This window comes from Muriventricola aceti, from assembly GCF_025567565.1.
GTDB classification, from domain to species: domain Bacteria; phylum Bacillota; class Clostridia; order Oscillospirales; family Oscillospiraceae; genus Lawsonibacter; species Lawsonibacter aceti.
In genome coordinates, this window is sequence record NZ_JAOQKF010000014.1 from 6,334 (window position 1) to 17,050 (window position 10,717).

The following is a 10,717-nucleotide window of genomic DNA, read 5'->3' on the forward strand; positions in this document are numbered from 1 at the left end:
TTCCCGCCCTCGGTGCGTTTTTTCAGATAAGCCCGCGCTTCCTCGCTCGTCAGGGCAAGCCGGAGAAAGGCGGCGGCTTCCTCATCGGTCATGGTCTTGGCTTCCGGCACAATGCTCTCAAAGACTGCGCCTCGGACGACCAGCCGGTGGCTGCGCGTCCGGCGTTCCTCTTGGGATAACTTTTGCCGCAACACCTTTTCCCGATTTTCAAGCTGCCGGATTTTCTTCTTCCCGTCCTCAATCTCGGCTTGCAATTCCTCGCGTTTTTTTTCTCTCGGTTTCGTCATGGGTGGTCACTCCTTTCTACCTGTCGGCATAGAAAAAGGACAGTCGATTTCCTCGGCTGTCCTTTTGATTAGGGTGTTTGGTTTACTCCGTTCTGCTCAATAAATGGGAATATTAAATATCAATACGCCCTTTAATACATTCCTATTAAAACATCAGCTTCGATTGTCAAATGTGTGAGAGTACGCCAATCAACGCAATCTTTTTCAACGCAAAAGAGAAGCGGCGTCATTTCAATAAACGACATTCTTTGTTCTGATGACAACTGTACGGTGGCTGAAACCGTTTCTCTTGAAATGGTTTTAAGATATTTCTCAAAATATTCAACGACAGACTCATTTGAATAATCTGGATTTTTCAAGTGTGCTTGCACTTTAGTCCTGATTTCCCTCAAATGATTTTTCGTAGGAATTACTTTCACAACATATCCGTTAGGAGATAGCAATCGCTGAAATTCTTTGTAGTGTGCAGGCGAAAATATGTCTAAAATACAATCCATACTTCCGTCTTTCAAAGGGATTTTTGATAAGTCAGTAACAAACCACTTCACTGCTTTGCGCTTGTCTTTTTTTGATGCAATCTGTATTGCCTCCCTTGACAAGTCAAAGGCAAAGATGTTTCGTTCTGTTCTTTGCTGTATCTGCCTTGCATAGAAACCCTCGCCGCAACCAACATCTAAAATGTTTCTTATAGATGGCGTATCAGAAATAAACTGTATGATTTTCTCCAACACAACATCATACATGCCATACTCCAAAATTTGGTGCCGGTTGTCAAAAGACCGCTTGCTGTAGTTGGTTTTGGGCGATGATTTTAACAACAAATTTACATACCCATATCTTGAAATATCAAAGCAATGTCCATGTCTACAAATTAGGCTATTGCCTTGTATATCCATTGATTTTGTGCAAATTGGGCATTGAAAATAAACCTTGCTGTCTGCAAAGCGTGATAAATTATTATTCATTTGTTTTTCCTCCGTAATTACATCTCTGCTTCAATAAGCGAGTTATGCAATACGGATAACCGCAACATAACTCGCGGTTTTATCTTAATCTCATAAATGTAACCATTGTGTTGTCCTCCAATCAATTCCGCAGTATTACTCTGCTTTTAGAAAAAGTATAGCACAAAACTATGAACATTTCAACTCTATTTCAGCCTGTCGGCGACGTTGCTCTCTCTGGCATACCGCCGCGCCGCTTCCCGCCGTTCCTCGCTGTATGGGGCGGTCAGACGGAAAGAGAAGCGGCCTTTCTCAATGTCAAACTCCATGCAGCCCGTTTCCGGGTCTGCGTCAGTCTGCTGGCAGATCGCCGGATAACGGCGGCTGTATGCAAGCAGACGCTTTTTCAAGGCGGTGTTGTGGGTGCGGATATGGATAAGGGGGTCTTTCTCGTCAAACCAAATATCGGTGGTCTTTTCCTGCTTGGTAAGCCCTGTTCTCATGCAAACTCCTTTCTGTGCCCCTGTTACGCAATAGGGGCATTTTTCGGGTGTTTTCTCCGGCTCTTGACTTGGAGAAAACGGCGTTTTTGACGATAAAAACCGCCCGGACGTGGAATGTATCGTCGGGGCGGCTGTTATCGCAAGATTTCCGATTTTTCCGGCTCTTGACCGTCAGACGCAGATAAACACGAACTGTCGGCAAGTATCGTCTTGAGCAGCTTGTCGCGGAATGTTTCTGTGCTGCTGTGATTGAAAAATAACTCCGCAACAATAGTCTGCCCGTTTCTCTGCGTCGTGATGATACTGTCGGGGGTCTGTTCTGCCATAGGCAGCTCCTTTCTCCGGGCACAAAAGAGGGACTTCCCGTAGCCGGAAAATCCCTCTTGGTTGTCGGTTATTCTGTTTTACTGTGCGGGCTGTGCGGCGGCGGTCTGCGCCTTTCTCCTTGCCCGGTATTCCCGCGCCTTGATACGCTCATACTCCCGCTGCTTTTCAAGGTTTCGCGCCCGGTACTCCCTTGAATACTTCCGGTGGTAGGCGCGGCTCTTTTCCTTTTTGGCTTCTTCGATTTCTTCCCGCATTTGCCGGATTTCCTGCTCTGTCGGCTCTGCAAGCTGCGTTACTTCGTTCTCAAATCTGCCGATATAGTTGAAATATATGCTGATGTGCTGGATTGCGTATCTCGCCCTTTTCTGGTCGCGCTCATGCACTTCAATCCTGCTGATAAACTCGTTGAGAATGGCGGGGGTGAGGTCAGTAAAGGCGGCATGGCGTTCCGTCAGCTTCAAAAACTTCTGCGCCCGTCCTCCCGCGTTCTCATAAGCGGATAGCTGCTCTTGGAGTATGGAAAGCTCCGTTTTCAATGCGTAGTATTCTTCTGAATACTTCTGCGACATTTGCTCGTAGCGGTCTTGCGGGATAGTGCCGAGGGCGTTGTCCTCATAGAGCTTGTTCAGCACCTTGTCGATCTGTTCAAGGCGCGTCGTGATTTGTGGGATACGCTTCTGCTGCTTTTTGGTCTGGTCGGTCTGCTGCATGGCAAGGTTCTTTTTCACTAAGGCTTCAAACTCCGCCCGGTTGCTGATAGAATAGTCCTCGATTTTCTTCAGCACTTCCGCGACGGTCTGCATGAGCAAGTCCGCGTCAATGATGTGCGGGGAATGGCATTTGGGGTTTTTGGCTTTTCCCTTGTGGTACTCGCTGCAATAGGCAACGTGCCGCTTGCCGCCGTTTCTGTAATCTATGCGGATGTGCATTTTTGCGCCGCAATCCTTACAGAAAAGCAAGCCCGACAAAGGGTGGATTTCCCCGTCCCCGTTGGGGCGTCTGACGGGCGCGTTTTCCAAAATCCGCTGTGCGGTTTCAAAGTCGGCGCGGTCAATAATCGGCTCATGCACATTTTCGGTTATCTGCCATTGGCTCCGGTCTACATAGTGGTTCCGCTTGTCCCGGAAATGCTTTGTAGTCTTGAAGTTGACTACATCGCCGCAATACTCCTGCCGTGTAAGGATATGGGTCAAAGTGGCTTTGTTCCACTTGTAACGGTTATCCTCATTGAGCGCCCTGTTTTTGCACGTTCCCCGCCCGCGCTCTTTCATGTAGAATGTGGGCGTTGGGATTTGCGCCTGCGTCAGATATACGGCGATTTGGTTGCGGTTTTTCCCGTCCAGAAACAGGCGAAAAATCAAACGGACAACTCCGGCGGCTTCCTCGTCGATTATCCAAAAATCCTTGTTGTCCGGGGATTTGACATAGCCATAGAGAGCTTCGGTGGCAATCGGCTTTCCACTCATGCCCTTCGTCTTAATGCCGGTCTTTACTTTCTTGCTGATGTCCTTTGCGTACCACTCCGACATGATGTTGATAAAGGGCGCAAACTCCAATGTGTCGGGCTTCTCGCTGTCTATCCCGTTGTTGACCGCGATAAAGCGCACATTGTTCCGTCTGAATATCTCCATAGCGTTGCCGACTTGGAGATAGTCGCGCCCCCAGCGGGTCATGTCTTTCATAATACACACGCCGATTTTACCGTTTTCTACGTCCTCTATCATGCGGGAGTAGGCGGAGCGGTCGAAAAATCTGCCGCTTTCATCGTCGTCAATGTAGTGCCGGATATTCGTCAATTTTAGCTGTCTGGCGTAGCTTTCCAAAAACTTCTTCTGGTTCTGTATGGAGTTGCTTTCGCCGCCGTCCCTGTCCTCGTCGCCTACGGAAAGGCGGGAGTAAAGGGCTGTGATTTTGTTGTAATCATTCATGTGCATATCCTCCTGTGCGTCCATGTAGAGTTCTTTACACTTAAGATTATGCACTCCATCGGGCAGAGCCGTACTCCGCGCCCTTGCGGTATTTCTTTGCGTTTTTCCCTTTGACATAGACAATCAAGCGGATAACCACCGCGCCTACAATGCCAACAAGCAAATCCAGCGGGTACACGCTCGGCAAGGCGTTTTCAAATGCTGCGGAAAATCCTTTTGTGATATTCAGTATCTTTGCGGATATATCCGCGCCGGGGGCAAGTCGCACCGCCTGTCCGACTTTATCAAAGAGATAGACAAAGAACACATAGGGGATATTCGGAAGTATCAGCTTTTTGTAGTTTATTTGCTTCATATCTCGCGCCCCCTGTCTATTTTCTTTACCTTGTCGCGGGCGGCGTTAAGCTGCTTCGCCTTGTCCTTTGCAGCGGCAAGGGCTTTGCGGATAGAGGGCTTTTTATCCCGGTTCAGCTTCTTTGCGGAAAACTCTTGAAATGCTGCGGTCATAACGTCCGCGTCCCGGCCTTTGAAAAACACAAGGTAACGGGTCTGCTCGCCCTTAACCTTTTTCAGCGAAAAATCTATGTTGTATTTCTTCGCCGTACTCTCAAAGGCTTTAATATTGCTGTCGGTGATCTCGATGTTGGAAACGCCCGCGTTCTGCTTCATAAGCTGGCGCATGGTCTGTTTCCCATGCGCGGGCTTGCTTTTCTGCTCCAAAAACTTTCGGATTGCTTTCTGCAACGCCTGTTCGGTAAGCCGCGCCGCGCCTTTTCCCACTTTGACGTATAGGGCAATCGTTTTTTGGGTTACTTCCTCCTGCAAGGTATCAACTCCTTTCCCGGTAAAGTGTGGCTATGCTCATTCGCCGCCGTAAAAATCGTGATTGACAAGGGCGGTATAGTAGCTGTCAATGGTACTCGGCGCGTTGAACAGCACCGCTTTTAGATACTGCTTGATATTGCGCACTTTGGTTGTGTTTTCCCTCATGCAGTCCAAAACAAATTCAATATGGCTGCTGTTCAGCTTCAAAAACTTGGATTTGACAAGTTCGGCGGGGTAGTCGTCCCCGGCAATACGGATTGTCTTTCGGGCTGTGCAGACGGTTTCCAGCATAAGGTCAACAATCTCATTTAGGCGGTCTGCGTCGATTTTACAGTTTTGAATGAGATGGTCGTATTCGATATTGTCCTTGATAATCTCCCTGTAAATCTCTACTGCGCTATTGCTTTTCGCTTCCGTTCTTTTCCTTTCCGGCGGCGTAGCCGCTTCGTCCTGTGCAAAGGGCAAGGGGTTTGGGGAATGGAAAGGAATGGAATGGGTACTTGATAAATCAGTAATTGATTGTTCTTTACTTGATATATCTTTATTTAATTGCGTTGGATTTTCCAACGTAGGTTTTTCCAACGTTGGATTATCCAATGTTGGATTTTCCAATGTTGGATTTTCCAATGTTGGATTTTCCAATGTAGGGTAATCCGATATAGACGGCTGTTCGCCGCTGGTAGCTGCTTCCGGCTCTCGCGGCTGCGGCTGCTCGTATATGACATAATCCGCGCCCCGCAAGCGTCCTTTCTCGTCGCGCTCCCGGCTGCGCACGATATATCCGGCTTTTTCGAGTTCTTTTACCGCTTCGCGGATTGCGTCGATCTTCTCGCGGTTGATGTGAGATAAGCCCGCAAGGGTATAATCCCAATCTTCGGGCAAAGACAGCATTTGCGAAAGCAAGCCTTTTGCCTTTAAGGTGAGTTCCTTATTGCGCAAGTGGTGGTTGCTCATAACGGTATATCCCGTATTGCGTTCCACTCTGAAAACTGCCATGTTTCATCACTTCCTCTCTTGGTCTGCGTGGAATATTAGAAAGCCGTTTTCGGCGGTTTTGGTATTGCAGTATGCCTTTGCCGTTTTTGTGTCTGAAAAGCCTTGTATTGCAAGGGCTTTTTCGCGCCTAACGTTCCACGTTACCGCCTGTTTTCGGGCATAAAAAAACCGCAACTCTTTTCAAGCTGCGGCGACATATCCTACTCACTTAAAAACGCCATATCAAGGCTTGTCCAACCTTGCTACGGCGTTTTAGGTGTAATTATAGGGGTTGTTTAATTGTCTTTAATGTGCTGAAAGCCGCATGGTTACGGCATTTTCCTTGTTGTGCATATATTGACGGGGCAGTCGGGCCAGTCGGCCCGGTGGGGCCTTCCGCTCCGGTAGCTCCGGTAGCGCCAGCAGCACCAGCAGCGCCAGTTGGACCAGTCGGGCCGGTCGGGCCCGCAGGACCAGCGGCACCCGCAGGGCCGGCAGGGCCAGTTGGGCCAGTAGCGCCGGCCGCTCCGGCAGCGCCAGTGGCCCCGGTGGCTCCAGTCGCCCCTACAGGACCCGTGGGGCCGGTAGGGCCTTGGACAGACACCAACTCAAAGTCAGCGGATGTGCCGGGAGTACCGCTGGGATTGGCGATCCGGGCCCGGTACAGGCTGCCGTTATAGGTCACAAAGTCCCCCTGGGCATAGGGTGTGCCTAGCGCGAATGTGGTCACAGTTTCCAGCCCCTCGCCAGCGGGGCCGGTGGGACCGATGGGGCCGGCGGGACCCTGAGCGCCAGTAGCGCCAGTGGCACCGGTTGCGCCGGCAGGGCCAGCAGGACCAGTGGGACCGGTCGGGCCGGTCGGGCCGGCGGGGCCCTGGGCGCCGGTAGCTCCGGTGGCACCAGTTGCACCCGTAGCGCCAGTCGCGCCAGCAGGGCCAGCAGGACCAGCGGGGCCAGTAACGCCGGCTGGGCCGGGGATTCCCTGAGGTCCGGTGGGGCCAGTGGGACCAACGGGACCAGGATAGCCCTGGGGTCCGGTCGGCCCGGTGGGGCCTACCATGGACGGGAAGGGAGGAGGACAGGGGCAGGGAGGCGGGCAAGGGGGAGGACAAGGAGTGGGGCAGCAGGAAGTAGAGCCGGACTGACCGCAGCCACAGCCGCAGCTGGAGCTGGTGCCGCCGTTCAGATAGGCGACCACGCCGTCCCGGCGATTCTGCTCCCACTCAGAAGCACAGTATCTTCTCATAAGACGCTCCTTTGCACGGTAAAAAATGGGTGTGGCGATGCCACATTCCATCCTATGCTGAATCAACGCGCCTGTGCGCGGCCTGTCAAATGGGCAGGCCGTCCTCTCCCGCTCCGGTCTTTACAGCCCTCTGTTTTTCTGTCATAATAAGAGCATATTCAAGGGGAGGGACGCCCATGAAACGATATGTCATCGCCCTGGACCAGGGCACCACCAGCAGCCGCTGCATTCTCTTCGATCAGGATCAGAATATCGCGGGGGTGGCGCAGCGGGAATTTTCACAGATATACCCCCAGCCCGGCTGGGTGGAGCATGACCCCATGGAGATCTGGTCCAGTCAATACTCCGTCCTCACCGAAGTGCTGGCCCAGGCCGGCGTTTCTCCTGATGAGGTGGCTGCTATCGGCATCACAAACCAGAGGGAAACGGCCATCGTGTGGGATAGACATACCGGGCGGCCGGTCTACAACGCTATCGTGTGGCAGTGCCGCCGCACCGCCCCTCTGTGTGAGAAGCTGAAAAAGGACAAGGAGCTCACCCAGTATATTCAGGACCGCACGGGACTGCTCATTGACGCCTACTTCTCCGCCACCAAGGTCAAATGGATACTGGAGCATGTAGAGGGAGCCTGGGAACGGGCCCAGGCGGGCGATCTGCTCTTTGGTACAGTGGACAGTTGGCTGGTGTGGAAGCTGACAGGTGGAAAGGTCCATGTCACCGACCGGACCAACGCAAGCCGTACCATGCTCTATGACATCCAAAACCTCTGCTGGGACACCTGTATCTGCCGCACCCTGGACATCCCCATCTCCATGCTGCCCCAGGTCCGAGACTCCAGTGAAGTGTACGGCACTGTCAATCTCCAGGGGGTGGAGGTACCCATCTCTGGCATCGCCGGCGACCAACAGGCCGCCCTCTTCGGTCAGACCTGCTTCTCCTCCGGTCAGGCGAAAAACACCTACGGCACCGGCTGTTTTCTTCTGATGAACACCGGTGACCAGTTGTGCCGAAGCCGGAACGGGCTGTTGTCTACCATCGCCATCGGCTTGAGCGGAAAGGTCCAGTACGCTCTGGAGGGCTCCGTATTCGTAGGCGGCGCCGTCATCCAGTGGATCCGGGACGAGCTGCGCTTCATCTCGGAGGCCCGAGACGCGGAGTATTACGCCTCCAAGGTTCCGGATACCGGCGGGGTCTATCTCGTCCCGGCCTTCACCGGCCTGGGTGCTCCCCACTGGGATATGTACGCACGGGGTGCCCTGGTGGGACTGACCCGGGGCACCACCCGTGACCATATCATCCGGGCGGCACAGGAGTCTATCGCCTATCAGGTGGCGGACTTGGTGGATGCCATGGAAAAGGACACTGGGATTGCCCTTCGGGAGCTGAATGCTGATGGCGGGGCCAGCAGGGACCGTTTTCTAATGCAGTTCCAGGCTGATATTCTGAACAAATCCGTCTGCCGGCCGGCCATCCGGGAGACCACCGCTCTTGGCGCGGCCTATCTGGCCGGCCTGGCTGTGGGGGTATGGCGGGATCTAGACCAAATCCGTGCCCTGCGCACCCTGGATCAGCGGTACGACCCGCATATGGAGGCAGATACCAGGCAGCGGCTGCTGCGCGGCTGGCACAAGGCCGTAGGACGCAGCTTGGACTGGGAGGAACACGATTGACATGGGCTTAAATACGCCACGGCTGGAGACAGAGCGCCTAATCCTGAGGAAATTTACACAAAACGACCTGGATGCCCTTTTCTCTATTTTCCGTGATGAAGAAGCAAACCGGTTTTTGCCCTGGTACCCGCTGCATACCATGGAGGAGGCCAGATCTTTTTTCCTGGAGCGGTATGCGGCCTCCTATGGACAGGAGCGGGGCTACCGGTATGCCGTTTGTTTCCGCTCCGACGACATACCTGTGGGATACGTCAACGTGGCTATGGACGACAGCCACGACCTAGGGTACGGCCTTCGTAATGAGTTTTGGCATCAGGGCATCATTACCGAAGCCTGCAAGGCCGTTATACAGCGGTTGAGAGCGGATGGCATTCCCTATATCACCGCCACCCACGACCGGAACAATCCCCGGAGCGGCGGCGTGATGCAAAATCTCGGCATGAAATATCAATACACCTATGAGGAGTTGTGGCAGCCTAAGAATATGCCGGTTGTCTTTCGAATGTATCAGTTGAACTTGGATGGGCAGACAGACCGGCAGTACAAAAAATATTGGGAAGCCCACGACCATCATTTCATTGAATCCGCCCTGTAAGAAGGGGCGGATACCACAGGCAGGAGTGATACCTATGTTACCCCCTATTGAAATCCCTACCCTGCTATTCTGGGAGAATGGCAATACCTGGTATGGCAGTAAAGGACAGGCCCGCTTTTTTATTCAGCCCGTGACCCACGAAGCTGCCCCAGATACCCCTGACGCACCCTCTCATACCACCCTGGACATAGAGTTCTGGAGGGGTCCGCTGACCAAAGCGTTGAGCCATATCTGTTCCACCGCCTCTTTCCCCCTTAGCGGGGAGGGGCTGGAGCAGACCGTCCAGTGGCTGGAGGAGCAGGCCGCGATAGTAAACGAAGAATAAGGAGAGCAACAATGGAAGCCTTTCAATTTTATTCCCCTACACAGATCATTTTCGGGCGTGGTACTGAGGAGCAGGTTGGAGAGCAGATCGCCCGCCGAGGGGGCTCCCGGGTGCTGGTGGTCTATGGCGGCCAGAGCGCTGTCAAAAGCGAGCTGCTGAGTCGGGTCCTGGCCTCTCTGGAGCAGAGCGGGCTGTCCTGCGACACGCTGGGTGGTGTAAAGCCAAATCCCAGACTCAGTCTGGTATTATCCGGCATCCAGCGGGCGGAGGCTTTTCAGGCCAACTTTCTGCTGGCCATTGGAGGTGGCAGCGTCATCGACACGGCTAAGGCCATCGCCGATGGAGTCGCCAACCCGGAGCTGGACCTGTGGGATGACCTGTGGATGAAAAAGGTCCCTCTGGAGCGGTCCCTGCCTGTGGGGGTGGTATTGACCATTCCCGCGGCCGGCAGCGAGAGCAGCGACTCCGCCGTTCTGACCAAGGATGACACCCTGGAAAAGCGAGGGCTTGGTTCCGATCTGCACCGTCCCCGGTTTGCCATCCTAAACCCCGATCTCACCGCCACCCTGCCCCGCTATCAGGTGGCCTGTGGCGTGGTGGACATCATGTCGCACACCATGGACCGCTACTTCAATCCCATCACCACCAACCAACTCACCGACGAGCTGGCGGAGGGGCTGCTTCGAGTGGTCATTTCCAGCGGCCGGCGAGCCATGGACCATCCCGGCGACTACCAGGCCATGAGTGAACTGATGTGGGCCGGTTCCCTGTCCCACAACGGCCTGACTGGTCTGGGCGGGAAGAAGGACTTTGCCCCCCATCAACTGGGCCATGAGCTTAGTGCCCGGTTCGATTCTGCCCACGGTGCCACCCTGTCTGCCGTTTGGGGCAGCTGGGCCCGCTACTGTCTGGATGCCGATGTGTCCCGCTTCGCCCGGTTCGGTGTCAAGGTCTGGGGATTGGACCCCACCGGCCGCACAGAGCGAGAGCTGGCTTTATCCGCCATCGATGCGACTGTGGATTTCTTTCACTCTTTGGATATGCCAACCTGCTTCTCTGAGTTGGGCTGCGGCCTCCAGTCTGAGAAGGAGC

General features: G+C 53.7%; 12 protein-coding genes and 1 pseudogene. 4 read left to right on the top strand and 9 right to left on the bottom strand.

Annotated elements, in window-relative coordinates:
* From OCV64_RS13760 to OCV64_RS13800, 9 genes and pseudogenes are all read right to left on the bottom strand, one after another.
* Window positions 1-287: DUF3847 domain-containing protein (locus tag OCV64_RS13760; protein WP_262670350.1), on the bottom strand; the 287-nt coding region annotated here is incomplete at its 3' end.
* A gap of 131 nt (window positions 288-418) precedes the next feature.
* Complete coding sequence (locus OCV64_RS13765) at window positions 419-1,252, bottom strand: methyltransferase domain-containing protein (RefSeq protein WP_002584969.1); 834 nt, start codon at window positions 1,250-1,252, stop codon at window positions 419-421.
* 185 nt (window positions 1,253-1,437) lie between these two features.
* Window positions 1,438-1,734 (bottom strand): hypothetical protein, encoded by a 297-nt coding sequence (locus OCV64_RS13770; protein ID WP_002592868.1) that lies wholly within the window; start codon window positions 1,732-1,734, stop codon window positions 1,438-1,440.
* A gap of 134 nt (window positions 1,735-1,868) precedes the next feature.
* On the bottom strand, window positions 1,869-2,060 hold the full coding sequence (locus OCV64_RS13775) for a transposon-encoded TnpW family protein (protein ID WP_002592869.1): 192 nt from the start codon (window positions 2,058-2,060) through the stop codon (window positions 1,869-1,871).
* 78 nt (window positions 2,061-2,138) lie between these two features.
* Window positions 2,139-4,013, bottom strand: coding sequence for a recombinase family protein (locus tag OCV64_RS13780; RefSeq protein WP_038286029.1), 1,875 nt, complete (start codon window positions 4,011-4,013; stop codon window positions 2,139-2,141).
* A gap of 31 nt (window positions 4,014-4,044) precedes the next feature.
* Window positions 4,045-4,344: pseudogene (locus OCV64_RS13785) on the bottom strand (hypothetical protein); the annotation flags it as partial.
* Window positions 4,341-4,814 carry a PcfB family protein gene (locus tag OCV64_RS13790; RefSeq protein ID WP_007860263.1) on the bottom strand — a complete coding sequence of 158 codons (474 nt, stop codon included), beginning with the start codon at window positions 4,812-4,814 and terminating at the stop codon, window positions 4,341-4,343. The pseudogene OCV64_RS13785 and the gene OCV64_RS13790, both read right to left, overlap by 4 nt.
* 36 nt (window positions 4,815-4,850) lie before the next feature.
* On the bottom strand, window positions 4,851-5,810 hold the full coding sequence (locus tag OCV64_RS16285) for a DUF6017 domain-containing protein (RefSeq protein ID WP_262670351.1): 960 nt from the start codon (window positions 5,808-5,810) through the stop codon (window positions 4,851-4,853).
* Window positions 5,811-6,072: 262 nt separating this feature from the next.
* The gene (locus OCV64_RS13800; protein ID WP_262670352.1) at window positions 6,073-7,035 is read right to left on the bottom strand and encodes a collagen-like domain-containing protein; all 963 of its coding nucleotides are present in this window, start codon (window positions 7,033-7,035) and stop codon (window positions 6,073-6,075) included.
* 176 nt (window positions 7,036-7,211) lie between these two features.
* On the opposite strand from OCV64_RS13800, the gene glpK reads away from it, so the two are divergent.
* From glpK to OCV64_RS13820, 4 genes are all read left to right on the top strand, one after another.
* Window positions 7,212-8,705: a glycerol kinase GlpK gene (gene glpK / locus OCV64_RS13805; protein ID WP_262670353.1), complete on the top strand. Its 1,494-nt coding sequence runs from the start codon at window positions 7,212-7,214 to the stop codon at window positions 8,703-8,705.
* A 1-nt stretch (window position 8,706) separates the two neighbouring features.
* Window positions 8,707-9,300 carry a GNAT family N-acetyltransferase gene (locus OCV64_RS13810; RefSeq protein ID WP_240287269.1) on the top strand — a complete coding sequence of 198 codons (594 nt, stop codon included), beginning with the start codon at window positions 8,707-8,709 and terminating at the stop codon, window positions 9,298-9,300.
* 34 nt (window positions 9,301-9,334) lie between these two features.
* Window positions 9,335-9,625: a hypothetical protein gene (locus tag OCV64_RS13815; protein ID WP_186852068.1), complete on the top strand. Its 291-nt coding sequence runs from the start codon at window positions 9,335-9,337 to the stop codon at window positions 9,623-9,625.
* Between the two features lie 11 nt (window positions 9,626-9,636).
* The coding region (locus OCV64_RS13820) for an iron-containing alcohol dehydrogenase (RefSeq protein WP_262670354.1) at window positions 9,637-10,717 on the top strand (1,081 nt) is incomplete at its 3' end.